Source organism: Streptomyces sp. NPDC088097, assembly GCF_044741845.1.
Lineage (GTDB): Bacteria > Actinomycetota > Actinomycetes > Streptomycetales > Streptomycetaceae > Streptomyces.
In genome coordinates, this window is the sequence record NZ_JBIUTJ010000013.1 from 40,566 (window position 1) to 66,485 (window position 25,920).

Below are 25,920 nucleotides of genomic sequence, written 5' to 3' on the forward strand. Positions count from 1 at the left end.
CTTCACGGGCGAAACCGAACGTGAAAGGTAGAGTCCGGCGGCGTGCACCTCAAGTCCCTGACCCTGCGCGGCTTCAAGTCCTTCGCCTCCGCGACCACGCTCCGCTTCGAGCCGGGCATCACCTGTGTCGTCGGCCCGAACGGATCGGGCAAGTCCAACGTGGTGGACGCGCTGTCCTGGGTCATGGGCGAGCAGGGCGCCAAAACCCTGCGCGGCGGAAAGATGGAAGACGTCATCTTCGCCGGCACCACGGGCCGCCCGCCCCTGGGACGGGCCGAGGTCTCCCTCACCATCGACAACTCCGACGGCGCCCTGCCGATCGAGTACGCCGAGGTCACCCTCACGCGGATCATGTTCCGGGGCGGCAGCAGCGAGTACCAGATCAACGGGGACACCTGCCGGCTCCTCGACATCCAGGAGCTGCTCTCCGACTCCGGCATCGGCCGCGAGATGCACGTCATCGTCGGGCAGGGACAGCTCGACTCGGTCCTCCACGCCGACCCGATGGGCCGCCGAGCCTTCATCGAGGAGGCCGCAGGAGTGCTCAAGCACCGCAAACGCAAAGAGAAGGCGCTGCGCAAACTCGATGCGATGCAGGCCAATCTCGCTCGCGTCCAGGACCTCACCGACGAGCTGCGCCGGCAGCTCAAACCGCTCGGCCGGCAGGCGGCGGTGGCCCGGCGGGCCGCGGTGATCCAGGCCGACCTCCGTGACTCCCGGCTGCGGCTGCTCGCCGACGACCTCGTGACGCTGCGGTCGGCTCTGGACGCCGAGATCGCCGACGAGGCCGCGCTCAAGGAACGCAAGGAGTCCGCAGAGCGACGCCTCGCCGGGGCGCTGCGGCGCGAGGCCGAACTGGAGGAGGCCGTACGGGGGCTGACGCCCCGGCTCCAGCGGGCCCAGCAGACCTGGTACGAGCTGTCGCAGCTGGCCGAACGGGTGCGGGGGACCGAGTCCCTCGCGCGGGCCCGGGTCAAGAGCGCACTGGCCCCGGTGGAGGAGGAGCGGCGCGGGCGCGATCCCGAGGACCTGGAGCGGGAGGCCGCCCGGATCCGGGAGCAGGAGGCGGAGCTGGCGGCCGCGCTGGAGGCCGCCGGGCGGGCGCTGGAGGACACCTCCGAGCACCGGGCCGGACTGGAGCGGGCCCTCGCCGAGGAGGAGCGCCGGCTGCGGGACGCCGCACGGGCCATCGCCGATCGGCGCGAGGAGCTGGCCCGGCTGACGGGGCGCCTCGGCGCGGCCCGTTCGCGGGCCGGGGCGGCGCAGGCGGAGATCGACCGGCTGACCGCCGCCCGGGACGGTGCGGGGGAGCGGGCGAAGGCCGCGCGGGAGGAGTACGAGGCGCTGGCCGAGGAGGTCGGCGGCCTGGAGGACCCCGAGGTGGAGGGGGAGTACGAGGCGGCGCGGGCCGGGCTCACCGGGGCGGAGGCCGCGCTGGGCGCCGCCCGGGAGGCTCTGGCCTCGGCGGAACGGTCCCGGGCCGCGGCCGCGGCCCGACGGGACGCGCTCGCGCTGGGGCTGCGGCGCAAGGACGGCACCGGGGCGCTGCTCGCGGCGCGGGAGAGGCTCGCCGGGTTGCTCGGGCCGGCGGCGGAGCGGGTCACGGTGGCCCCGGGCTACGAGACGGCGGTGGCGGCGGCGCTGGGAGCCGCCGCCGACGCGGTGGCCGTGGCCTCCCCGGGGGCGGCCGCGGCCGCGATCCGGCACCTGCGGGACACCGACGGGGGGCGGGCCGCCTTCCTGGTGGCCCCGGTGGCGGTGCCCGGACCCGGGCCCGCCCCCGACGACGGGGTACCGGGGCGGGAGTCGGTCCCGGCGGGGGGCGCGGGCGCGGCGGTCCTGCCCGGGCAGGCACGCACCCCGCACCAGGAACCCCTCCCGGCGGCGGCCCCGGCCGCGGCGACGACCCCGACCCCGGCCGCGGCGGCGACCCCGACCGCGTCTTCGGTACCCGCACCCGCCGGCTCCGAGCCCGCCCTGCCGGCGGCGGCCCGCTTCGTCGGCGGTGACCCCGAGGTGCGCCGGGCCGTGGAGTGGGTGCTGCGGGACCACGTGGTGGTGGCGACCCTGACGGAGGCCGAGGCCGTGGTCGCGCGCCACACCGGCCTGGTCGCGGTGACCACCGACGGGGACGTGCTCGGCGCCCACTTGGCGCAAGGGGGCTCCGCCGGCGCGCCCAGCCTGATCGAGGTGCGGGCCGCCGTGGACGAGGCGGCGGCGGAACACGTGACCCTGGACGCGCTCTGCGAGCAGCTGGCCGGAGCCCTGGAGGACGCCCGCGAGGCCCGTGCCGAGGCCGCCGCCCGGGCCGAGGAACTGGCCGACCGCCGCCGCGCCGGGGAGCGGGCCCGGGCCGGGGTCGCGCAGCAGCTCGGCCGGCTCGCCGGGCAGGCCAAGGGGGCCCTCGGCGAAGCCGAGCGCACCGCCTCGGCGGTGGCCACCGCGCGGGACGCCCTGGAACGGGCGCGGATCGACGTGGAGGAGTGTGCGGAGCGGCTCGCCGCGGTGGAGGACATGCCGACCGCCGAGGAGCCCGACACCTCGGCGCGCGACCGGCTCGCCGCCGACGGGGCCAACGCCCGCCAGACCGAGATGGAGGCCCGCCTCCAACTGCGCACCCACGAGGAGCGGGTCAGGGGCCTGGCCGGCCGGGCCGACTCCCTCGACCGCGCCGCCCGCGCGGAACGGGAGGCCCGGGCGCGCGCCGAGCGGCGTCGGCTGCGCGCGCGCCACGAGGCCGAGGTGGCCGGGGCGGTCGCCGAGGGGGCGAGGCAGCTCCTGGCGCACCTGGAGGTGTCGATCGGCCGGGCCGAGCGGGAGCGTACGGAGGCCGACCGGGCCAAGGTGCTGCGCGAGGGCGAACTCGCCGAAGCCCGCGGCAGCGGCCGTGACGTCAAGGGCGAACTCGACAAGCTCACCGATTCGGTCCACCGGGGCGAGGTTCTCGGGGCCGAGAAGCGGATGCGGATCGAGCAGCTGGAGACGCGGGCCCTGGAGGAGCTGGGGGTGGAGCCCGTCGCCCTGCTGGCGGAGTACGGCCCCGACCAATTGGTTCCGCCGTCCCCGCCGGCCGAGGGCGAGGAGCTGCCCGAGGATCCGGAGCACCCGCGCAACCGGCCGGGGCCCTTCGTACGGGACCGACAGGAGAAGCGGCTCAAGGCGGCCGAGCGTGCCCACCAGCAGCTCGGCAAGGTCAATCCGCTGGCGCTGGAGGAGTTCGCGGCGCTGGAAGAGCGCCACAAATTCCTCAGCGAACAGCTCGACGATCTGCGCAAGACGCGGGCGGACCTCCTTCAAGTGGTGAAGGAGGTCGACCAGCGCGTCGAGGAGGTCTTCACCGAGGCCTACCGGGATACGGCGCGGGAGTTCGAGGGGGTCTTCTCGCGGCTCTTCCCCGGCGGCGAGGGTCGGCTGGTCCTCACGAATCCCGAGGACATGCTGGCCACCGGGGTGGACGTCGAGGCCCGTCCGCCGGGCAAGCGGGTCAAGCGGCTCTCGCTGCTCTCCGGCGGCGAGCGCTCGCTGACGGCCGTGGCGTTCCTGGTCTCCATCTTCAAGGCGCGCCCCAGCCCCTTCTACGTCATGGACGAGGTGGAGGCGGCTCTCGACGACACCAACCTCCAGCGGCTGATCCGGATCATGGAGGAACTCCAGGAGAGTTCGCAGCTGATCGTGATCACCCATCAGAAGCGCACGATGGAGGTCGCGGACGCGCTTTACGGGGTCTCCATGCAGGGCGACGGCGTCTCGAAGGTCATCAGCCAGCGGCTCCGTTAGCCCACCGGTGGACCCCGGTCCGAGAGTCTTGGCCCAGGCCGTTCAAGAAGTGAATCTCGGGGTACCCGGTTGGCGTTGAACACATCCTGACCCCACCTCTTGACTTCAAGAGTTGAACGCATAGGCTCACTCCGCTGTCCCCCTGCCTTCGGGTGGTGCCCGATCTTGACCTGTGCGCCACTGGGAGAACGGACGAAACCCCCACGGAGCACACCTTGACCAGCAGCACAGCGCAGGTACCGGCAGGAGGCGCGGGCGCGCCGCACCCCGACCACCTCGGGCACGTCATCTTCATCACCGCGGCCGCGGCCATGGGCGGATTCCTCTTCGGATACGACAGCTCCGTCATCAACGGCGCCGTCGAGGCCATCCGGGACCGCTTCGACGTCGGCTCGGCCGCCCTGGCCCAGGTGATCGCCGCCGCACTGATCGGCTGCGCCTTCGGCGCGGCCACGGCCGGCCGCATCGCCGACCGGATCGGGCGGATCCGCTGCATGCAGATCGCCGCCGTCCTCTTCACGGCGAGCGCCATCGGCTCGGCCCTGCCGTTCGCCCTCTGGGACCTCGCCTTCTGGCGCGTCGTGGGCGGCTTCGGCATCGGCATGGCCTCGGTGATCGGCCCGGCCTACATCGCCGAGGTCTCCCCGCCCGCCTACCGCGGCCGGCTCGCCTCCTTCCAGCAGGCCGCCATCGTCGTCGGCATCGCCATCTCACAGCTGGTCAACTGGGGCATCCTCAACCTCGCCGACGGCGACCAGCGCGGCGAGATCGGCGGCCTGGAAGCCTGGCAGTGGATGCTCGGAGTCATGGTCGTCCCGGCCGTGCTCTACGGCCTGCTGTCCTTCGTGATCCCCGAATCCCCGCGCTTCCTCATCTCGGCCGGCCGCATGGAGAAGGCCAAGACGGTCCTGCGCGAGGTCGAGGGCGACGGCATCGACGCCGACGCCCGGGTCCGGGAGATCGACAGCGCCATCCATTCGGAGCAGAAGTCCACCTTCAAGGACCTCCTCGGAGGCCGCTTCGGCTTCCTGCCGATCGTCTGGATCGGCATCGGCCTCTCCGTCTTCCAGCAGCTCGTCGGCATCAACGTGATCTTCTACTACAGCTCCTCGCTGTGGCAGTCGGTCGGCATCGACCCGAGCTCCTCGTTCCTGTACTCCTTCGAGACCTCGGTCGTGAACATCATCGGTACGGTGATCGCGATGGTGTTCGTGGACCGGATCGGTCGCAAGCCGCTGGCCCTGATCGGTTCCGTGGGCATGACGATCTCCCTCGCGCTCGCCGCGTGGGCCTTCTCCTACAAGGACACCAGCGGCGGCGACATCGCCCTGCCGCACACCCAGGCGCTCGTGGCCCTGATCGCCGCGAACTGCTTCGTCCTCTTCTTCGCCCTGTCCTGGGGCGTCGTGGTCTGGGTGCTGCTCGGCGAGATGTTCCCGGGCCGCATCCGCGCCGCGGCCCTCGGCGTGGCCGCCGCCGCCCAGTGGATCGCCAACTGGGTCATCACGGTCTCGTTCCCGACGCTCTCGGACTGGAACCTGTCCGGCACGTACGTCATCTACGCGGTCTTCGCCCTGCTCTCGATCCCGTTCATCCTCAAGTGGGTGCCGGAGACCAAGGGCAAGGCGTTGGAGGAGATGGGGTAACCACCCCCGCCAACACCCCCTCTCCTTCGCGGGTGCTGCCCCGGCTCAGTCCCTGAGTCGGGGCAGCACCTTTTCACAGAGCAGCCGCAGGCTGCGCCAGCCCTCGTCCAACGGCATCCCGCCGCACAGCGGGTGCAGCACAAGGTTCCCCGCCTCGCCCGCGCCGCGCGCGTACTCCACGGCCTGGTCCGGGGTCAGGATCCGGTACACGCCCTCCGCGCGCAGCTCCTCCACCGTCCGGGCGCCCGAACGGACCGCGCTGCGGATGTCCTTGGACTGCCAGGAGGCGTACATCCCGGCCTCGTGCAGGAAGTGCCCGCCGTACGCGGCCCACGCCCGGTCCGGGTCCTCGGCGATGTGCAGCAGCGGGGTCTCGGCCGCCGGCATCATGCAGAAGCCCTCGGTGCCGTACTCCGCGAGCTTCGCCTGGTAGTACGCCTCCAGCTCGGGCAGGTGCGCGCTGGGGAAGAACGGCAGCCCGAGCCGGGCCGCGCGCCGGGCAGCCGCCTCGGAGCTGCCGCCGACCAGCAGGAGCGGGTGCGGCTGCGTGAAGGGGCGCGGGGTGACCCGTACGGTCCGGCCGCGGAACTCGAACGGCTCACCGGTCCACGCCTTCAACAGGGTCTCCAGCAGCTCGTCCTGGAGCCGGCCGCGCCGGCCCCACTCCACGCCGTGCTGCTCGTACTCCTCGGGCCGGTAGCCGATGCCCGCCACCGTGACAAGCCGGCCTCCGCTCAGCAGGTCCAGGACCGCGATGTCCTCGGCGACTTTGAGCGGATCGTGGAGCGGGCCGATGATCGCCGAGACGGTGACCGCGATCCGCCGGGTGGCGCCGAAGACCGCGCCGGCGAAGGCGAAGGGCGAGGGCATCCAGTTGTTCGCGGCGCCGTGGTGCTCCTCGGTCTGGAGGGTGTCGATCCCCTGCTCGTCGGCGTACCTCGCCATCTCCAGCGCGGCCTGGTAGCGGGCGGAGAGGGACTCGGGGGTGCCGTTGGGGTCGACGAGATTGAACCGGGCCACGGTGATGGGCATGGAGAAGTCCCCCTTCGCCTGGGGTGGGTGGGCGGGCGAAGGGGGACGTTAGCTGACGGAACGTCAGTTGGACAGGGATCCGGCGCGCTCGCGCTCCGCGGCGGGCGGCTGCTGCCCGGCGGGGGCGGCGGGGTCCGGCGTGCGCGGCAGTACGGCGTACAGCAGGCCGGAGGTCACGATGCCGGCCGCCCAGCCCAGACCGTTCCGCCCGATCCAGGTGTCGGACAGGGGGCCCGCGAACCAGTCCACCTCGGTGAAGAGCAGGCCGACCAGCAGGGCCGCGCCCCAGGCCGTCATCGCCTGCCAGGCGAAGCCGCCCCGGTACCAGTAGGCGCTGCTCGGGGTGGTGTCCAGCAGCGCGGGGCCGTCGTAGGTCCGGCGGCGGAGCATGTCCACGCCGAAGACCCCGATCCAGGCGGAGAAGGCCACGGCCAGCAGGGTCAGGAAGGAGATGAAGGAGCCGAAGAAGCTGGTGGCCACCACCATCAGCAGGAAGCCGAAGACGAGGCTGATGACCGCGTTGACGCTGACGGCCCAGGCGCGCGGGACCTTGATGCCCAGGGTCTGCGCGGTGAACCCGGCGGAGTACATGGACATCGAGTTGATCAGCAGCATGCCGACGAGGGCGACCAGCAGGTACGGGACCGCGATCCAGGTCGGCAGCAGTTCGCCGATGAAGGAGACCGGATCCTGGGCGGTGGCCAGGTCCGGGGCGCCGACGGCCATCACGGCGCCCATCAGGACCATCGGCAGGACCACCACGCTCGCGCCGCCGATGGTCGCGCCGACCATGCCCCTGGAGGAGGCGGTGCGCGGCAGGTAGCGGGTGAAGTCCGGGCCCGAGGGGACCCAGCTGATGCCGCCGGCGGCGATGGTGCCGATGCCCGCGACCATCATCGCGGTCGAGCCGGCCGGCTTGCCGAGGACGGTGGACCAGTCGGTGGTGACGAGCAGGTAGCCCAGGACGAGCACGCTGAAGGCGCCGAAGAGGTACGTCGACCACTTCGAGCAGACCCGCAGCGCGTTGATCCCGAGCCCGGAGACCACGAAGGTGCAGCCCACGAAGAAGAGCAGCGTGACGACGATCAGGGCCGTGTTGCTCTTGATGCCGAAGAGCAGGTCGAGCACGGTGAGCACGGCGTAGGCCCCGCTGACCGCGTTGATGGTCTCCCAGCCCCACCGGGCCACCCAGATCAGGGCGCCGGGGAAGAGGTTGCCGCGCTGGCCGAAGACGGCCCGCGAGAGCGCCATCCCGGGGGCTCCGCCGCGCTTGCCGGCGATGGAGATCAGGCCGACGATCCCGTACGAGAGCACCGGCGCGGCCACCGCCACGACGAGCACCTGCCAGATGTTGAGCTTGTTGAAGATCACCAGGCCGGCGCCCATGGTGAGCAGCAACACGCTGATGTTGGCGGCCACCCAGGTCGGGACCAGCTCGCGGACCCGCCCGTGGCGCTCGCCGTCGGGAACGGGCTCCAGGCCGCGGGTCTCGACGGCGGTCTCGGCCGGGGCTGCTATCGCGCCTTCGGCGGGCTCGGCGGGCATGCGCTGCTCCGTGGGGGGAGAAGAAGGGGGAGTCGCCCATCATCGTAGATTCGCCACGAAAAGCACAAATAGAGGCTTAGTGCTCCGTGTGAAGCTCTGAAGGTCCGCCCCGTCGGTTCCGTTCCCGGTCCGCCGGCGTGACCGATACTGGGTGGGTTATGGAAATCCTGATTCTTGCCGTAGTCATCGCCCTGGTCGCGGTCGGCGCGATCAGCGGGCTCGTGGTCAGCAGCCGCAAGAAGAAGCAGCTGCCCCCCACGGCACCGTCGAGCACGCCGACCATCACAGCCCCGCCCGCCGAACCGCGGGTGGGGGAGGACGCCGCCCCCACGACGGACGAGCCGCGCCGCACGATCGAGGAGGTCACCCTCCCCGACGCGGCCACCGCCACCGATTCCCCCGTTGCCGTCGAAGACCCTGTGGTCGAGGCCCCGGAAGCGCCCGCGATCGAGGTGCCCGAGCCCACCGCCGGTCGCCTGGTCCGCCTGCGCACCCGCCTGGCCCGCTCCCAGAACTCCCTCGGCAAGGGGCTGCTCACGCTGCTTTCGCGCGAGCACCTCGACGAGGACACCTGGGAGGAGATCGAGGAGACGCTCCTCATCGCCGACGTGGGTGTCGCGCCGACCCAGGAGCTGGTGGACCGGCTCCGCGAGCGCGTCCGGGTGCTCGGCACCCGCACCCCCGCCGACCTGCGCGCCCTCCTCAAGGAGGAACTGGTCGCCCTGCTCGGTACCGACTTCGACCGCGCCGTGAAGACGGAGAGCGGCGTCGACACCCCGGCCGTCGTGATGGTCGTCGGCGTCAACGGCACCGGCAAGACCACCACCACGGGCAAGCTCGCCCGGGTCCTCGTCGCCGACGGCCGCAGCGTCGTCCTCGGCGCCGCCGACACCTTCCGCGCGGCCGCCGCCGACCAGCTCCAGACCTGGGGCGACCGGGTCGGGGCGCGCACCGTGCGCGGACCCGAGGGCGGCGACCCCGCCTCCATCGCCTACGACGCGGTCAAGGAGGGCATCGCCGAAGGCGCGGACGTGGTCCTCATCGACACCGCCGGCCGCCTGCACACCAAGACCGGCCTCATGGACGAGCTCGGCAAGGTCAAGCGGGTCGTCGAGAAGCACGGCCCGCTCGACGAGATCCTCCTCGTCCTCGACGCCACCACCGGCCAGAACGGCCTGACCCAGGCCCGCGTCTTCGCCGAGGTCGTGGACATCACCGGCATCGTGCTGACCAAGCTCGACGGCACCGCCAAGGGCGGCATCGTCATCGCCGTCCAGCGCGAGCTGGGCGTCCCGGTCAAGCTCATCGGCCTGGGCGAGGGCGCCGACGACCTGGCCCCCTTCGAGCCGGAGGCGTTCGTCGACGCCCTGATCGGCGACTGAGTCGCGGCTCCGCCCCCGCGCACCCGTGCCCCCGCCTCCCCCACCGGACGCGGGGGCACGGTCGTCTCCGGCGCGGGGGAGGTGGGGCCCGCCTGGCCTCAGCGGCGGAAGCGGTGGCAGATGTAGGCCAGGGTCCCCAGTAGCAACCGGGCCTGCGGCGGTCCGCCCGCGCAGTCCAGCGCCGGGCCGCGCAGCCAGGCGGCCGGGCCCAGGCCGGCGTGGTCCGAGGGCGGGGCCGTCAGGAAGGCGCCGGGGCCCAGGGCGCGCAGGTCCAGATCGGCGTCGTCCCAGCCCATCCGGTACAGCAGCTGCGGCAGCTCGGCCGCCGCGCCCGGGGCCACGAAGAACTGGGCGCGGCCGTCCGGGGTGGCGGTGACCGGGCCGAGCGGCAGGCCCATCCGCTCCAGGCGGACCAAGGCGCGCCGCCCGGCCTCCTCGGAGACCTCGATCACGTCGAAGGAGCGGCCGACCGGGAGCAGGATCGCCGCGCCGGGGTAATCGCCCCAGACTTCGGTGACCTCGTCCAGGGTGGCGCCCCCGGGGACGGTGGGAGCGAAGTCCAGCGGGTGCGCCCCCGGCGCACCGCAGTTCGTATGACCGCAGGAGCAGTCGCGGGACGGAGCCGCGGCGCGGGCCCCGGGGACCGCGTCCCAGCCCCACAGCCCCGTGTACTCCGCCACCGTCGTGCACTCCGACGTCCGGCCGCGGCGCCGGACGCCGGAACGGAACTCCTTGGTGCCGCGGCTGCCGCCGATCGTGAAGCCCATGACCATGTCCCCTCCAACGGGTCGGACGCGCCGGTGGTTACGACGTCGGCGAGACCTGTCACGGGCCGGGGGGTCGCGCCGCGTCCACCGGAGCCACCCGGCGCACTCCTCGCCGCGCGCGCCCCGTGCGCACTCCCGTCCAACCGTTCTGTTTCGCCGTCGTGTCAAGTGAATCGCGCCTGGCCGGTGGCGAGTTCATTCGAAGGGGTGGCGAATGGTGGCGTTTCCGGGATCGACCTCGCCCGAGGGGTGATCGTAGGATTACTTTCGGTTCACGAACCCTGAGAACGCACCGGCCGTGGTTATGCCGGAGGCAATCCGTGCAGGACCTGTGAAGGTCCCCGGCGGGAACGGCCACTGAGGCCAGGGTTCGTGTGGAGAAGCGACGCGGATGGGGGCGTTCCAGTGGGCGGCAACGGCGCAAGCGGAACGAGTGGGGAGTCCACCGACCGCAACGACCAGCTGACCTCGTGGTTCGTCCGCAGCGGCTGGTCCAAGGGCGAGCTGGCCCGGCAGGTCAACCGGCGGGCCCGCCAGATGGGCGCCCACCACATCAGCACCGACACCTCGCGCGTGCGCCGCTGGCTCGACGGCGAACAGCCCCGCGAGCCCGTCCCGCGGATCCTTTCCGAACTGTTCTCCGAACGCTTCGGCTCCGTCGTCGCCATCGAACAGCTCGGCCTGCGCACCGCCCACCAGACCCCGTCCGTCTCCGGCGTGGACCTGCCCTGGGCCGGACCGCAGACCGTGGAACTGCTCAGCGAGTTCTCCCGCAGCGACCTCATGCTCGCCCGCCGGGGCTTCCTCGGGACCTCGCTCGCCCTCTCCGCCGGCCCCGCCCTCATCGAGCCCATGCAGCGCTGGCTCGTCCCGGTCCCGGCCGCCGACCCCGGATCGCGCACCGAGGGCGGGCCGGCGGCCGTCCGCGGCGGATACCGCCCGCCCCGGCTCTCCGAACCGGAACTGGACCTCCTGGAAGCCACCACCGCGATGTTCCGGCAGTGGGACGCCCAGTGTGGCGGCGGACTGCGCCGCAAGGCCGTGGTGGGCCAGCTCCACGAGGTCACCGACCTGCTCCAGGAGCACCACCCGGCCCCCGTCATGAAGCGCCTCTTCAAGGTGGCCGCGGAGCTCGCCGAACTCGCCGGCTGGATGAGCTACGACATCGGACTGCACCCCACCGCCCAGAAGTACTTCGTCCTCGCCCTGCACGCCGCCAAGGAGGGCGGCGACAAGCCCCTCGGCTCGTACATCCTCTCCAGCATGAGCCGCCAGATGATCCACCTCGGCCGGCCCGAGGACGCCCTCGAACTGATCCACCTCGCCCAGTACGGCAGCCGCGACTGCGCCGGCCCGCGCACCCAGGCCATGCTGTATGCGATGGAGGCCCGCGCCTACGCCAACATGGGCCAGCCCAGCCGGTGCAAGCGCGCCGTCCGGATGGCCGAGGACACCTTCTCCGACGTCGGCTTCGGCGGCGCCGAGCCGGAGCCCGACTGGATCCGGTTCTTCTCCGAGGCCGAGCTGAACGGCGAGAACTCCCACTCCTACCGTGACCTGGCCTATGTGGCCGGCCGGAGCCCCACCTACGCCTCCCTTGCCGAGCCCGTCATGGAACGCGCCGTCGAGCTGTTCGCCAAGGACGAGGTGCACCAGCGCTCGTACGCCCTCAACCTCATCGGCATGGCCACCGTGCACCTCCTCCAGCGCGAACCCGAGCAGGCCACCGTCCTCGTGGACCAGGCCCTCGACGTGGCGCGAAAGGTGCGCTCCGAACGGGTGAACACCCGGCTGCGCAAGACCGTCGACACCGCCGCCCGTGAATACGGCGACGTCGCCGAGGTGGTCCGACTGACCGACCTCCTCGCCTCCAGGCTCCCCGAGGCCGCCGAGGCCGTCTGAGGGGGCCGGACCGACGGATCGGCCCACCCGTCCCCACCCGCCTGTTCATGGGCGCGTAACACGTCCGACCTCTTCGTCATCGGCGCGAAACACCCAGCGGCGCCGCCGGAAACCGGCCTGCGCGAATCTCAGGGCCAATAACCGGCCAGTCCCCAGGCCAGCCCCCCGGGCCTACGCCTTGCGCCGCTCAGGTTTTCACGATCGCCCGCACGCGACCGTACCGACGACGAGGAGACGCCGATGGCATCAGCCATCACGACCCTCGCTGCAGACGCCCCGACGCTGTCTGCCGCGAACACCGGGTTCATGCTCATCTGCTCCGCCCTGGTCATGCTGATGACCCCGGGACTCGCCTTCTTCTACGGAGGCATGGTCCGCGTCAAGAGCAGCCTCAACATGCTGATGATGAGCTTCGTCAGCCTCGGGATCGTCACGATCCTGTGGGTGCTCTACGGCTTCAGCCTCGCCTTCGGCACCGACTCCGGCTCCCTCATCGGCTGGAACTCCGACTACGTCGGCCTCAGCGGCATCGGCATCACCGAGCTCTGGGACGGCTACACCATCCCGGTCTACGTCTTCGCCGTCTTCCAGCTGATGTTCGCCGTCATCACCCCCGCCCTGATCAGCGGCGCCCTCGCCGACCGCGTCAAGTTCAGCGCGTGGGTCCTCTTCTCCGCGCTCTGGGTCACCGTCGTCTACTTCCCCGTCGCCCACTGGGTCTGGGGCGCCGGCGGCTGGCTCTTCGAGCTGGGCGTCATCGACTTCGCGGGCGGCACCGCCGTCCACATCAACGCCGGCGCCGCCGCCCTCGGCGTCATCCTGGTCATCGGCAAGCGCGTCGGCTTCAAGAAGGACCCGATGCGCCCCCACAGCCTCCCCCTGGTGATGCTCGGCGCCGGTCTGCTCTGGTTCGGCTGGTTCGGCTTCAACGCGGGCTCCTGGCTCGGCAACGACGACGGCGTCGGCGCGGTCATGTTCGTCAACACCCAGGTCGCCACCGCCGCCGCCATGCTGGCCTGGCTCGGCTACGAGAAGCTGCGCCACGGCTCCTTCACCACCCTGGGCGCCGCCTCCGGCGCGGTCGCCGGCCTCGTCGCCATCACCCCGGCGGGCGGCGCCGTCAGCCCGCTCGGCGCCATCGCCGTCGGCGTCATCGCCGGTGTGCTGTGCGCCATGGCCGTCGGCCTCAAGTACAGGTTCGGCTACGACGACTCCCTCGACGTGGTCGGCGTCCACCTCGTCGGCGGCGTCACCGGCTCCCTGCTGATCGGCCTCTTCGCCACCGGCGGCGTCCAGTCCGACGTGGCCGGACTCTTCTACGGCGGCGGCCTCACCCAGCTCGGCAAGCAGGCCGTCGGAGTCTTCGCCGTCCTGGCCTACTCACTGGTCGCGTCCGCCATCCTGGCCTTCCTGCTGGACAAGACCATCGGGATGCGCGTCCCCGAGGACGTGGAGGTCTCCGGCATCGACCAGGTCGAGCACGCCGAGACCGCCTACGACTTCAGCGGCGCCGGCGGCGGCATCTCCGCACGGCCCGCCGCCCCCGCACCCGTAGCCGCGAGCAAGAAGGTCGACGCATGAAGCTGATCACCGCGATCGTCAAGCCGTTCAAGCTGGACGACGTCAAGGAGGCCCTCCACACCTTCGGGGTCCAGGGCCTGACCGTCTCCGAGGCCAGCGGCTACGGCCGCCAGCGCGGACACACCGAGGTCTACCGGGGCGCCGAGTACACCGTCGACCTCGTACCGAAGATCCGCATCGAGGTGTTGGTCGAGGACGACGAGGCCGAGGAACTCATCGCCGTCATCGTTCGCGCCGCCCGCACCGAGAAGATCGGAGACGGCAAGGTGTGGAGCGTCCCCGTGGACTCGGTCGTCCGGGTCCGCACCGGCGAACGCGGCGCCGACGCGCTGTAGGTCCACCCGGGGCGCCCGCGTACGACCCCGTACCCGGGCACCCCGCCACCCCCGGCCGCCGCACCACCCCTCCCGGCGCCCGGCTCCACATCACGGACACCCCACAGCCGACGGGAGCCCCTGGGTTGACGAGCGTCGAAGAGACCAACGACGGCGGGCGCGAGCCCGCCGGCCCGGGAGCCGGCGGCTACGCCGCGGCCCGGCTGCGACTCCTCCAGGAGGAGACGCGGTCCGGGCCTTCGCGCCGTTCCGCGCTGGCCGCGCTGACCGACGGGTGGCTGAACTCCCTGTTCACCCTCGCCGTCCGGGAAACCGGCGTCCGCGGCGCCACCCTCGTCGCCGTCGGCGGCTACGGGCGCGCCGAGCTCTCCCCCCGCAGCGACCTCGACCTGGTCCTCCTGCACGACGGCAAGGCCGAACCCCGCGCCCTCGCCGCCCTCGCCGACCGGCTCTGGTACCCCGTCTGGGACCTCGGCCTCGCCCTCGACCACTCCGTGCGCACCCCCGCCGAGGCCCGCAAGACCGCCGCCGAGGACCTCAAGGTCCACCTCGGACTGCTGGACGCGCGCGTCGTCGCCGGAGACGCCGGAACGCTGGCCGGGCTGCGCACATCCGTCCTGGCCGACTGGCGCAACCAGGCCGTCAAACGGCTCCCGCAGCTGGACGCCCTGTGCCGGGAGCGGGCCGACCGCGCGGGAGAGCTCCGCTTCCTGCTGGAACCCGACCTCAAGGAGGCCCGCGGCGGGCTCCGCGACGCCACCGCCCTGCGGGCCGTCGCCGCGTCCTGGCTGGCCGACGCCCCGCGCGAGGGGCTCGCCGAGGCCCGGCGGACCCTGCTCGACACCCGCGACGCCCTCCACCTCGCCACGGGCCGGGCCACCGACCGGCTCGCCCTCCAGGAACAGCCCCAGGTCGCCGCCCGACTGGGACTGCTCGACCCGGACGCCCTGCTCAGGGAGGTGTACGGGGCCGCGCGGGTGATCTCGTACGCCGGTGACGTCACCTGGCGCGAAGTCGGCCGGGTCCTGCGGGCACGCTCCTCGCGCCCCCGGCTGCGCGGTCTGCTGGGGGCCCGGGGCGCCCAGGCCGCCGAGCGGGCACCGCTGGCCGAGGGGGTCGTGGAGTCCGAGGGCGAGGCCGTCCTGGCCCTGGCCGCACGCCCCGACCGGGACCCCGTCCTGCCCCTGCGGTTCGCCGCCGCGGCCGCGCAGGCGGGCCTGCCCGTCTCCCTGCACGCCGTGCGCCGCCTCGCCGCGCAGGCCCGGCCGCTGCCGGTGCCCTGGCCGGCCGAGGCCCGGGAACAGCTGATCACCCTGCTCGGCGCGGGGGAGCCCATGGTGGGGGTCTGGGAGGCGCTGGAGGCCGAGGGGATCATCACCCGGCTGCTCCCCGACTGGGACCGGGTGCGCTGCCGGCCCCAGCGCAACCCCGTGCACACCTGGACGGTGGACCGGCACCTCGTCGAGACCGCCGTGCGCGCCTCGGAACTGACCCGGCGCGTCGGTCGCCCCGACCTGCTGCTCGTGGCCGCCCTGCTGCACGACATCGGCAAGGGGTGGCCCGGGGACCACTCCGTCGCCGGCGAGACCATCGCCCGCGACGTGGCCGCCCGGATCGGCTTCGACGCCGAGGACACCGCCGTGCTCGGCACCCTCGTGCGCCACCACCTCCTGCTGGTCGACACCGCGACCCGGCGCGACCTCGACGACCCCGCCACCGTCAAGGCCGTCGCCGACGCCGTCGGCTCGACCGGGACCCTGGAGGTGCTGCACGCCCTGACCGAGGCCGACGCCCTCGCGACCGGCCCCGCCGCCTGGAGCACCTGGCGGGGCTCCCTCGTCGCCGACCTCGTGACCCGGGTGGCCGCCGTGCTGAGCGGAGCCCCGCCGGCCGCCGGCGCACCGGAGATCCCGAGCACCGCGCAGGAACGCCTCGCCGTGGAGGCCCTGCGCACGGGCGAGCCGGTGCTCGCGCTGCACGCCCGCCAGGAGGAGGACGACGCGGTGGGGGTCGAGCTGGTCGTCGCCGTTCCCGACCAGCCCGGGGTGCTCCCGGCGGTCGCCGGGGTGCTGGCCCTGCACCGGCTGACCGTGCGCGCCGCCGACCTGCGCTCCCTGGAGCTGCCCGACCACCTCGGCGAGGTGCTCGTGCTGCGCTGGCGGGTGGCCGCCGAGTTCGGGGCGCTGCCCCAGGCCGCCCGGCTGCGGACCGACCTGATCCGGGCCCTGGACGGTTCGCTCGACGTCCCGGCGAAGCTCGCCGACCGCGAGGCGGCGTACCCGCGCAGGCGCGGGGTCGTCCCGCCGCCGCCCCGGGTCACCGCCGTCCCCGAGGTCTCCTCCCTGGCCACCGTCCTGGAGGTGCGGGCGCCCGACGCGGTGGGCCTGCTGCACCGCATCGGAAGGGCCCTGGAGAGCGCCGGCGTCCGGGTGCGCAGCGCCCACGTCTCCACCCTGGGCGCCAACGCGGTGGACACCCTCTACGTGACCACCCCCGACGGCAAACCCCTGGACGCGCCGGACGCGGTGGCCCTGGCGGCACGGCTGGAGGGGGGCCTGCGGTAGGGGGAGCGCCCCACGTCAAGGGAAATCCGCCCGCAGGGTCGGGCAGGCGGCGTGGCCCGATACCCTGGGGGACGACCACCACGCCCCCGACCCGAGGAATCGCGACCACCGTGTTCGATACGCTTTCCGACCGCCTCAGCGCGACCTTCAAGTCCCTCCGGGGCAAAGGCCGCCTCTCCGAGCAGGACATCGACGCTGCGGCGCGGGAAATCCGTATCGCCCTCCTTGAGGCCGACGTCGCGCTCCCCGTCGTCCGTTCCTTCATCGCGAACGTCAAGGAGCGCGCCCGGGGCGAAGAGGTCTCCAAGGCCCTCAACCCCGGCCAGCAGGTCCTGAAGATCGTCAACGACGAGCTGGTCTCGATCCTCGGCGGTGAGACCCGCCGCCTGCGCTTCGCCAAGACCGCGCCCACCGTGATCATGCTCGCGGGCCTCCAGGGTGCCGGTAAGACCACTCTCGCCGGAAAGCTCGGCCTCTGGCTCAAGGGCCAGGGACACGCCCCGCTGCTCGTCGCCTGTGACCTCCAGCGCCCCAACGCCGTCAACCAGCTCTCCGTGGTCGCCGAGCGCGCGGGCGTCGCGGTCTACGCGCCCCAGCCGGGCAACGGCGTCGGCGACCCGGTCCAGGTCGCCAAGGACTCGATCGAGTACGCCCGTACGAAGCAGTACGACGTGGTCGTCGTCGACACCGCCGGTCGCCTCGGCATCGACCAGGAGCTGATGCGGCAGGCCGCGGACATCCGCGACGCCGTCAGCCCCGACGAGATCCTGTTCGTCGTCGACGCCATGATCGGCCAGGACGCGGTCAACACCGCCGAGGCCTTCCGTGACGGAGTCGGCTTCGACGGCGTCGTGCTCTCCAAGCTCGACGGCGACGCCCGCGGTGGCGCGGCGCTCTCCATCGCGCACGTCACCGGCAAGCAGATCATGTTCGCCTCGAACGGTGAGAAGCTCGACGAGTTCGACGCCTTCCACCCGGACCGCATGGCGGGCCGGATCCTCGACATGGGTGACGTGCTCACCCTGATCGAGCAGGCCGAGAAGACCTTCAGCCAGGCCGAGGCCGAGAAGATGGCGGCCAAGCTGGCGAAGGGGCCGAAGGAGTTCACGCTCGACGACTTCCTGGCCCAGATGGAGCAGGTCCGCAAGATGGGCTCCATCTCCAAGCTCCTCGGCATGCTGCCGGGCATGGGTCAGATCAAGGACCAGATCAACAACATCGACGAGCGCGACGTGGACCGCACCGCCGCGATCATCAAGTCGATGACCCCGGCCGAGCGCCAGGATCCGACGATCATCAACGGCTCGCGCCGCGCCCGCATCGCCAAGGGTTCCGGCACCGAGGTCAGCGCCGTCAAGTCGCTGGTCGAGCGCTTCTTCGACGCCCGCAAGATGATGTCCCGCATGGCGCAGGGTGGCGGGATGCCCGGCATGCCCGGCATCCCGGGCATGGGTGGCGGCCCCGGCCGGCAGAAGAAGCAGATCAAGCAGGCCAAGGGCAAGCGCAAGAGCGGCAACCCGATGAAGCGCAAGGAAGACGAGGCGGCAGCGGCCGCCAAGCGCGAGGCCGGGCCCCAGGACGACGCCCCGGCCGGCGGTGGCAACCCGTTCGGCCTCCCGACCGGCGGCGGCCGGCCGGGTCAGGACTTCGACCTGCCGGACGAGTTCAAGAAGTTCATGAAGTAGGCACGGGAGTACACGCCGCAGGGCACACGGAGGGGCCCCGGACGCGACCACGCGGCCGGGGCCCCTCCGCGTACCCGGGGCAGCTGGTCGGTTTGTCGCTTATGGTCGGCCGGGAGGACGGCATAAGGAGGCCCCCGTGCCCAGCCCCACCCCCGTACCGCCGCGCGATCGGGCCGACACCCCCTGGCGCTCGGAAGGCGCTCCGCCCAGCCAGCCGCCGAAGAAGAAGATGCCCGGCGGCTGGCGCGGGCTGATCCTCGCCGCGCTGATCGTCTACCTGGTGACGAACGTGGTGCTCTCGTTCTTCAACGAGGGCGACGAGCCGACGATCTCGTACACGGAGTTCAGCAAGCAGGTCACCGACGGCAACGTCGAGAAGATCTACTCCAAGGGCGACGCCATCCAGGGCCAGCTGAAGGCCGAACAGCCCCTGACCGGCGGCAAGGACCACTACACCAAGTTCGTCACCCAGCGTCCCGCCTTCGCCGACGACCAGCTCTGGGCCAACCTCACCGCCAAGGGCGTCACCGTCACCGCCTCCCCGGTCGTCGTGCAGCGCAGCTTCCTCTCCAACCTGCTGATCTCGCTGGCCCCGATGCTGCTCCTGGTCGGCCTGTGGGTGCTCGTAGCCCGCCGGATGGGCTCCGCGATGGGCGGCGCCGGAGGCCTCGGACGCAAGGCCCCGCCCAAGCCGGTGGAACTGGACGGCGCCCAGCGCACCACCTTCCAGGACGTCGCCGGCATCGACGAGGTGGAGGGCGAGCTGAGCGAGGTCGTCGACTTCCTGAAGAACCCCGAGCCCTACCACCGCATGGGCGCCCGGATGCCCGGCGGCGTCCTGCTGGCCGGCCCGCCGGGAACGGGCAAGACCCTGCTCGCCCGCGCGGTCGCGGGGGAGGCCGGCGTGCCCTTCTTCTCGGCCTCCGCCTCCGAGTTCATCGAGATGATCGTCGGCGTCGGCGCCTCCCGGGTGCGCGAACTCTTCTCCGAGGCCCGCAAGGTGGCCCCGGCGATCATCTTCATCGACGAGATCGACACCATCGGCCGGGCCCGCGGTGGCGGCAACGCCATGGGCGGCCACGACGAGCGCGAACAGACCCTGAACCAGATCCTCACCGAGATGGACGGCTTCTCCGGCTCGGAGGGCGTGGTCGTCATCGCCGCCACCAACCGGGCCGACGTCCTGGACCCCGCCCTGACCCGGCCCGGCCGCTTCGACCGGACCGTCTCCGTCTCCCCGCCCGACAAGGGCGGCCGCGAGGCGATCCTGCGCATCCACACCCGCGAGATCCCCCTCGCCACCGGCGTGGACCTCGCCCAGGTCGCCCGCACCACCCCCGGAATGACCGGCGCCGACCTCGCGAACCTGGCCAACGAGGCCGCCCTGCTGGCCGTCAAGCGCGACCAGCGGGCCGTCACCCAGGCCGACCTCTCCGACGCCCTGGAGAAGGTCCAGTTGGGCGCCGAGCGCCCCCTGGTCATTCCCGAGGAGGAACGCCGCCGCACCGCCTACCACGAGGGCGGCCACGCCCTGCTCGGCATGCTCCAACCGGGCGCCGACCCCGTACGCAAGATCACGATCGTGCCGCGGGGCCGGGCCTTGGGGGTGACCCTCTCCACCCCCGACGCCGACCGCTACGCCTACACCGAGCCGTACCTCCGCGGCCGCATCATCGGCGCGCTCGGCGGCATGGCGGCCGAGCACGTGGTCTACGACGTCGTCACCACGGGCGCCGAGAGCGACCTCGAACAGGTCACGAGCATCGCCCGCGGCATGGTCGGCCGCTGGGGCATGAGTGAGCGCGTCGGGCGCCTGACCGCCATCCCCTCCGACCCCCAGGGCGCCTACGGGCTCTCCGCGGCCCCCGCCACCCTCGACGCCGTCGACCACGAGATGCGGCGCATCGTCGACGAGTGCTACGAGGAGGCCTGCCGTCTGCTGCGCGAGCACCGCCCGCAGCTCGACGCCCTGGCCGAGGCCCTCCTGGCCAACGAGACCCTGGACGAGAAGGCGGCGTACGCGGCCGCCGGCGTCCCCCGCCTGACGAAGTAGCCGCCGGCGGGGGCCCGGTTCGCCGGGCCCCGTTAGGCCACCCGGGCGATCACGTACCGGAAGATGTTCGGCAGCCACACGGCTCCGTCGGGACGCTCGAACGGGTGGAGCGCCTCGCTCAGCTCCTTCTCCGCCAGCGCCGGATCGGCCGCCGCGTCGTAGAGCCCGGTGGACAGCAGGCCCCGCAGGGCGCTGTCCGCGTCCGCGTACCCGAAGGGGCAGAACACCCGCCCCGACCCGTCCGGAACCAGCCCGGCCCGGGTCACCAACGCGTCCAGGTCCCGGGCCGCCGGGCCGCCGCCCAGCACGGCCGGAACGGTGCAGCGCTCCGCCGGGCCCCAGTCGGCCAACACCACCGCCCCGCCCCGCCGGACCGCCGGCAGGGCCGCCTCCAGGGCGCCCGGGCCGGGCGAGAAGGCCAGCAGGACGTCGTAGGGCCGCGCGGGCGCCACCGGAGCCGCCGGGGGCGCCGCGAGCACCTCCAGCAGCCGTTGGCGGGCCAGCTCCCGCCGGGCCGGATCCGCCTCCACCCCGGTGGCGGCCGCGCCGCGGCCCGAGGCCAGCAGGAGGGGCAACCCGGCCCCGCATTCGAGGCCGAGCAACCGGTCGCCCGGTCCGACCTCCAGCCGGTCGTAGACCGCCTCGTACAGCGGTACCAGCATCCGTTCCTGGATCTCCGCCCAGTCCCGTGCGACGAGCGTCGCCGTCGGCGTCGATGTCATCGAAAGAGCGCTCCTGATTCCGTTTCGCCCCCTTGCCCCCGTTGCCAGGGAACTCCCCATTCGCCCCCGCGTCCAGAGGAGCGCGGCACCCGATTCACGCATCGCCCCCGTGGCGCCGTACCATTCGCGCCATGGCAAAGGCACCCGTTCTCACCCCCCAGGCGGAGGATTTCCCCCGCTGGTACCAGGATCTGATCAACAAGGCCGAGCTGGCCGACAACGGTCCGGTCCGCGGCACGATGGTCATCCGGCCGTACGGCTACGGCCTGTGGGAGCGGATGCAGCAGGAGATGGACGCGCGCATCAAGGACGCGGGCGCCCAGAACGCGTACTTCCCGCTGTTCATCCCGCAGTCGTACCTGACGAAGGAAGCCGAGCACGTAGAGGGCTTCGCCCCCGAGCTGGCGGTCGTCACGCACGGCGGCGGCAAGGAGCTGGACGAGCCGATCGTGGTCCGTCCCACCTCCGAGACGATCATCAACGACTACTTCTCCAAGTGGGTCCAGAGCTACCGCGACCTGCCCCTGCTGATCAACCAGTGGGCGAACGTGGTCCGCTGGGAGATGCGTCCGCGCATCTTCCTCCGTACGAGCGAGTTCCTCTGGCAGGAGGGCCACACCGCCCACGCCACGTACGAGGAGGCCCGCGAGTACGCCGCCCGGATCCACCGCGACGTCTACGGCGACTTCATGACGAACGTGCTCGGCATCGACGTCGTGCTCGGCCGCAAGACCGCCAAGGAGCGCTTCGCGGGCGCCATCAACACCCTCACCCTGGAGGGCATGATGGGCGACGGCAAGGCCCTCCAGCTGGGCACCAGCCACGAGCTGGGCACCAACTTCGCCAAGGCCTTCAACACGCAGTACCTGTCCAACGAGGGCAAGCAGGAACTCGTCTGGCAGACCTCGTGGGGCGTCTCGACCCGCATGGTCGGCGGCCTGATCATGTCCCACGGCGACGACAACGGCCTGCGGGTGCCGCCGCGGCTGGCCGCCGTCCAGGTCGTCGTCATGGCGATCAAGGGCGACGAGGCCGTGGCGAAGGTCCGCGAGCTGGGCGCGCGGCTGAAGGCCGCGGGCATCCGCGTGCACATCGACGACCGCATCGACACCCCCTTCGGCCGCCGCGCCGTGGACTGGGAGCTCAAGGGCGTACCGGTCCGCATCGAGATCGGCCCCCGCGACCTGGAGGCCGGCACCGCGATGCTGGCCCGCCGGATCCCGGGCGGGAAGACCCCCGTGCAGATCGACGCCCTCGCCGACCTGCTGCCCAAGGTGCTGGAAGAGGACCAGGCGCAGCTGCTGCGCGAGTCCCGCGAACGCCGCGAGTCCCGCACCAGCGACGTCGCGACCATCGAGGAGGCCGCCGAGGCCGCCATCGCCGGTGGCTGGGCGCGCATCCCGTGGGCCGACCTGGGCCCCGAGGGCGAGGCCAAGCTGGCCGAGCAGGCCGTCTCCGTGCGCTGCCTGATCGCCGCGGACGGGTCGGTCCCGGAGGCGGACGACGCCCCCGGCACGCTCGCCGTCGTCGCGCGCTCGTACTGATCCACCGACACGCCCCCGGCGCGCGGCCACCGGCCGCGTACCGGGGGCGTACTCGTCCTTACGTACCGACTCCTCCGGAGATGGACGCACCCGTCCTCGTCAGGACGCATCAGAGTGAACTGACTGGTACGTGCAAAAAATTTGGAATGGCCCGGAATCGGAACACCGGGGCACCCCGGCTCGTTGTCACGACGTGAGCACGACACCACCTGTTCTCGCCGCAGAGCTGGCGCAGGCGTGGGCCGATATTCAGCGGTACCACCCCGAGCTGCCTGACCTTGCCGCGCCCGAGTCCCTGATCGGAGAGTCCTCGTCCGCCTGTGGCGGGGAACTCTCCTTCGAGCGTCTGCTCCACGAGGCAGTCCACGGCATCGCCGCCGCCCGCGGAGTCCGTGACACCTCGCGAGCGGGCCGCTACCACAACCGTAGATTCCTCGCGATCGCCGAGGAGATGGGGCTGGACCACTCCGAGGAACCGCACGCCAGCAGCGGCTTCTCCCTGGTCACCCTCAACCCCGAGGCCAAGAAGCGCTACCGCCCCACCATGGAGCGGCTCCAGCGCGCCCTCAAGGCCCACACGGTCGCCACGGCGGCCGACACCAAGCGCAGCTTCCGGGGGCCGGCCGCCCGGCACGGCTCCTCGGGCGGGGGCGTCCGGGTCAAGGCGGTCTGCGACTGCGGCCGCAACGTCCGGGTGGTCCCCTCCGTACTGGCCCAGGCCCCGATCGTGTGCGGCGGCTGCATGAAGCCGTTCCGCATCCCGGAGGTCGCCATCGCGGCGGCTTCCTGACCCCGCGGCGGGGCCGTACGCGGCCCCGACGTCGGGTGGGCCCTCCGCGGCCGAGCGTGTCGCGGGCGTATGGCACAATGGACAGCTGTACTCGACAGTCGCATAGGACCCCTCTCTCCTCCGGCTGACGCGTCCATCGGGCACCCGAGTACCGCAACCCCACGTGGCATCTCATGTGCCCAACCACGTCAAGTTCAGGAGACACCACTCCAGTGGCAGTCAAGATCAAGCTCAAGCGCCTCGGCAAGATTCGCCAGCCGCACTACCGCATCGTCGTCGCCGACGCCCGCACCCGCCGTGACGGTCGCGCGATCGAAGAGATCGGTATCTACCACCCGACGTACAACCCGTCGCGCATCGAGGTCAACGCCGAGCGTGCGCAGTACTGGCTGTCCGTGGGCGCCCAGCCCACCGAGGCCGTCCTCGCCATCCTGAAGCTGACCGGTGACTGGCAGGCGCACAAGGGCCTTCCGGCCCCCGCGCCGCTGCTGCAGCCGGCGACGAAGGAGAGCAAGCGTCGCACCTTCGACGAGTTCGCCAAGGCCCTTGAGGGCATCGGCGAGACCAAGGGCGAGGCCATTACGCAGAAGGCGAAGAAGGCCGACAAGAAGGCGGACGAGGCTGAGGCCACCGCCGAGTCGACCGAGGCCTGAGCATGCTCGAGGAGGCTCTTGAGCACCTCGTGAAGGGCATTGTGGACAACCCCGACGAAGTGCAGGTCGCCTCGCGCGACCTGCGCCGCGGTCAGGTGCTCGAGGTCCGGGTCCACCCGGACGACCTCGGGAAGGTGATCGGCCGCAACGGCCGCACCGCACGTGCACTGCGTACCGTCGTGGGCGCCATCGGCGGCCGGGGGATCCGCGTCGACCTCGTCGACGTGGACCAGGTTCGCTGAGAAGTTGAAGTACCGGCACGGGCCGGGGAGGGCGATCACGCCCACCCCGGCCCGAGTCGTTTCCGCCCTGGGCGGGGCGACCATTGACGGCAGAGACCACGACGGGGGACCACCCCGCGCGAGCGGCGGCGGTCCGGCCGCGAAGACGGAGAGAGACACAGTGCAGCTGGTAGTCGCGCGGATCGGCCGCGCCCACGGGATCAAGGGTGAGGTCACCGTAGAGGTGCGGACCGACGAGCCGGAGCTGCGGCTCGGGCCCGGCGCCGTGCTGGCAACGGAGCCCGCGTCGGTGGGACCGCTGACCATCGAGACGGGCCGGGTCCACAGCGGCCGGCTGCTGCTCCGCTTCGCGGGCTGCAAGGACCGCACCGGGGCCGAGGCCCTGCGCAACACCCTGCTCATCGCCGAGGTGGATCCCTCGGAGCTGCCGGCGGAGCCCGACGAGTACTACGACCACCAGCTGATGGACCTCGACGTCCTCCTGGAGGACGGCACCGAGATCGGTCGGATCACCGAGATCTCCCACCTGCCCTCGCAGGACCTCTTCATCGTGGAGCGCCCGGACGGCACCGAGGTGATGATCCCCTTCGTCGAGGAGATCGTCGCCGAGATCGACCTGGACGAGCAGCGCTGCGTCATCACCCCGCCGCCCGGGCTGATCGACGACCGTGCGGTGATCGCCTCCACGCGTGACGCGGACGCGGAGACGGACGCGGAGACGGACGCCGACACGGACGCGAAGGCCGACACGGACGCCGATGTCGCCGCCGACGCCGAGCAGTCCGAGGCTGGGCCGGAGAAGACCGAGGGCGACGCCTGATGCGGCTGGACGTCGTCACGATCTTCCCCGAGTACCTGGAGCCGCTGAACGTCTCCCTCGTCGGCAAGGCGCGGGCGCGCGGGCAGCTCGACGTCCACGTGCACGACCTGCGCGAGTGGACGTACGACCGGCACAACACGGTCGACGACACCCCGTACGGCGGCGGCCCCGGCATGGTCATGAAGACCGACCCGTGGGGCGAGGCCCTGGACTCGGCGCTGGCCGACGGCTACGAGAGCGGCGCCCACGGCCCGGTCCTCGTCGTCCCCACCCCCAGCGGCCGGCCCTTCACCCAGGAACTCGCCGTGGAGCTCTCCGAGCGCCCCTGGCTGATCTTCACGCCCGCCCGCTACGAGGGCATCGACCGGCGCGTCATCGACGAGTACGCGACGCGGATGCCGGTGTACGAGGTCTCCATCGGCGACTACGTCCTGGCGGGCGGCGAGGCGGCCGTCCTGGTCGTCACCGAGGCCGTGGCCCGACTGTTGCCCGGTGTCCTGGGCAACGCCGAATCGCACCGCGACGACTCCTTCGCGCCGGGGGACATGGCCAACCTGCTGGAGGGCCCCGTCTACACCAAGCCCCCGCAGTGGCGCGGGCGCGGCATTCCCGAGGTGCTGGTGAGCGGCCACCACGGCAAGATCGCCCGCTGGCGTCGGGACGAGGCGTTCCGTCGTACGGCGGCCAACCGCCCCGACCTGATCGAGCGTTGCGAGGCGTCCTCCTTCGACAAGAAGGACCGGGAGATCCTCAGCATCCTCGGCTGGAAGCCCACCTCCGACGGCCGATTTTGGCGTCGGCCCGCTGCCGTGGAAGAATAGGCGGCTGCTGTGTGCTCGCGTGCGCCCCTGCCACAGGGGGACCGTCGCAGGCGAAGTGA

Annotated in this window: 19 protein-coding genes; 15 read left to right on the plus strand and 4 right to left on the minus strand. The window is 72.3% G+C overall.

What is annotated here, in order from left to right; all coding sequences use genetic code 11:
- Positions 1-42: 42 nt before the first annotated feature.
- Together ACIOD1_RS27910 and ACIOD1_RS27915 are read left to right on the plus strand one after the other, a co-directional pair.
- Positions 43-3,777, plus strand: a complete 3,735-nt coding sequence (locus ACIOD1_RS27910) for an AAA family ATPase (protein WP_401905307.1) — start codon at positions 43-45, stop codon at positions 3,775-3,777.
- A 215-nt stretch (positions 3,778-3,992) separates the two neighbouring features.
- The gene (locus ACIOD1_RS27915; protein ID WP_401905310.1) at positions 3,993-5,423 is read left to right on the plus strand and encodes a sugar porter family MFS transporter; all 1,431 of its coding nucleotides are present in this window, start codon (positions 3,993-3,995) and stop codon (positions 5,421-5,423) included.
- A gap of 45 nt (positions 5,424-5,468) precedes the next feature.
- Here ACIOD1_RS27915 and ACIOD1_RS27920 read toward each other — a convergent pair whose 3' ends face one another.
- Both ACIOD1_RS27920 and ACIOD1_RS27925 read right to left on the minus strand, forming a co-directional pair.
- Entirely contained in the window at positions 5,469-6,455 is a 987-nt protein-coding gene (locus ACIOD1_RS27920) for an LLM class flavin-dependent oxidoreductase (protein WP_365623176.1), read from the minus strand.
- A gap of 63 nt (positions 6,456-6,518) precedes the next feature.
- A complete protein-coding gene (locus ACIOD1_RS27925) occupies positions 6,519-8,000 on the minus strand; it encodes a cytosine permease (RefSeq protein WP_401905313.1) in 1,482 nt (493 codons plus the stop codon).
- Positions 8,001-8,158: 158 nt separating this feature from the next.
- Between ACIOD1_RS27925 and ftsY the strand changes: the two genes are divergently transcribed.
- Positions 8,159-9,382: a signal recognition particle-docking protein FtsY gene (gene ftsY, locus ACIOD1_RS27930; RefSeq protein ID WP_401905315.1), complete on the plus strand. Its 1,224-nt coding sequence runs from the start codon at positions 8,159-8,161 to the stop codon at positions 9,380-9,382.
- Positions 9,383-9,480: 98 nt separating this feature from the next.
- On the opposite strand, the gene ACIOD1_RS27935 is transcribed toward ftsY, so the two are convergent.
- Positions 9,481-10,149, minus strand: a complete 669-nt coding sequence (locus ACIOD1_RS27935; RefSeq protein WP_401905318.1) for a bifunctional DNA primase/polymerase — start codon at positions 10,147-10,149, stop codon at positions 9,481-9,483.
- A 405-nt stretch (positions 10,150-10,554) separates the two neighbouring features.
- Between ACIOD1_RS27935 and ACIOD1_RS27940 the strand changes: the two genes are divergently transcribed.
- The 6 genes from ACIOD1_RS27940 to ftsH all read left to right on the plus strand — a co-directional run bounded on the left by ACIOD1_RS27940 (position 10,555) and on the right by ftsH (position 20,269).
- The gene (locus ACIOD1_RS27940; protein ID WP_401905321.1) at positions 10,555-12,051 is read left to right on the plus strand and encodes a hypothetical protein; all 1,497 of its coding nucleotides are present in this window, start codon (positions 10,555-10,557) and stop codon (positions 12,049-12,051) included.
- Positions 12,052-12,291: 240 nt separating this feature from the next.
- Positions 12,292-13,632: an ammonium transporter gene (locus tag ACIOD1_RS27945; protein WP_365623168.1), complete on the plus strand. Its 1,341-nt coding sequence runs from the start codon at positions 12,292-12,294 to the stop codon at positions 13,630-13,632.
- Positions 13,629-13,967 (plus strand): P-II family nitrogen regulator, encoded by a 339-nt coding sequence (locus ACIOD1_RS27950; RefSeq protein WP_365623166.1) that lies wholly within the window; start codon positions 13,629-13,631, stop codon positions 13,965-13,967. Before ACIOD1_RS27945 ends, ACIOD1_RS27950 begins: the two co-directional genes overlap by 4 nt.
- Before the next feature lie 125 nt (positions 13,968-14,092).
- Positions 14,093-16,531: a [protein-PII] uridylyltransferase gene (locus ACIOD1_RS27955; RefSeq protein ID WP_365623164.1), complete on the plus strand. Its 2,439-nt coding sequence runs from the start codon at positions 14,093-14,095 to the stop codon at positions 16,529-16,531.
- Positions 16,532-16,641: 110 nt separating this feature from the next.
- The gene (ffh, locus tag ACIOD1_RS27960; protein ID WP_365623162.1) at positions 16,642-18,216 is read left to right on the plus strand and encodes a signal recognition particle protein; all 1,575 of its coding nucleotides are present in this window, start codon (positions 16,642-16,644) and stop codon (positions 18,214-18,216) included.
- Positions 18,217-18,352: 136 nt separating this feature from the next.
- Positions 18,353-20,269 carry an ATP-dependent zinc metalloprotease FtsH gene (gene ftsH / locus ACIOD1_RS27965; RefSeq protein WP_365623160.1) on the plus strand — a complete coding sequence of 639 codons (1,917 nt, stop codon included), beginning with the start codon at positions 18,353-18,355 and terminating at the stop codon, positions 20,267-20,269.
- A gap of 32 nt (positions 20,270-20,301) precedes the next feature.
- On the opposite strand, the gene ACIOD1_RS27970 is transcribed toward ftsH, so the two are convergent.
- On the minus strand, positions 20,302-20,991 hold the full coding sequence (locus ACIOD1_RS27970; protein WP_365623158.1) for a methyltransferase type 11: 690 nt from the start codon (positions 20,989-20,991) through the stop codon (positions 20,302-20,304).
- Positions 20,992-21,122: 131 nt separating this feature from the next.
- Between ACIOD1_RS27970 and proS the strand changes: the two genes are divergently transcribed.
- From proS to trmD, 6 genes are all read left to right on the plus strand, one after another.
- Positions 21,123-22,535 (plus strand): proline--tRNA ligase, encoded by a 1,413-nt coding sequence (proS, locus tag ACIOD1_RS27975; RefSeq protein WP_365623156.1) that lies wholly within the window; start codon positions 21,123-21,125, stop codon positions 22,533-22,535.
- 193 nt (positions 22,536-22,728) lie between these two features.
- The gene (locus tag ACIOD1_RS27980; RefSeq protein ID WP_365623154.1) at positions 22,729-23,325 is read left to right on the plus strand and encodes a hypothetical protein; all 597 of its coding nucleotides are present in this window, start codon (positions 22,729-22,731) and stop codon (positions 23,323-23,325) included.
- Positions 23,326-23,537: 212 nt separating this feature from the next.
- Positions 23,538-23,978, plus strand: a complete 441-nt coding sequence (rpsP, locus tag ACIOD1_RS27985) for a 30S ribosomal protein S16 (protein ID WP_365623152.1) — start codon at positions 23,538-23,540, stop codon at positions 23,976-23,978.
- Positions 23,979-23,980: 2 nt separating this feature from the next.
- Positions 23,981-24,220, plus strand: coding sequence for an RNA-binding protein (locus ACIOD1_RS27990; RefSeq protein WP_030708535.1), 240 nt, complete (start codon positions 23,981-23,983; stop codon positions 24,218-24,220).
- A gap of 160 nt (positions 24,221-24,380) precedes the next feature.
- Positions 24,381-25,040 carry a ribosome maturation factor RimM gene (gene rimM / locus ACIOD1_RS27995; protein ID WP_401905328.1) on the plus strand — a complete coding sequence of 220 codons (660 nt, stop codon included), beginning with the start codon at positions 24,381-24,383 and terminating at the stop codon, positions 25,038-25,040.
- Complete coding sequence (trmD, locus tag ACIOD1_RS28000; RefSeq protein WP_365623147.1) at positions 25,040-25,861, plus strand: tRNA (guanosine(37)-N1)-methyltransferase TrmD; 822 nt, start codon at positions 25,040-25,042, stop codon at positions 25,859-25,861. Before rimM ends, trmD begins: the two co-directional genes overlap by 1 nt.
- Positions 25,862-25,920 lie beyond the last annotated feature (59 nt).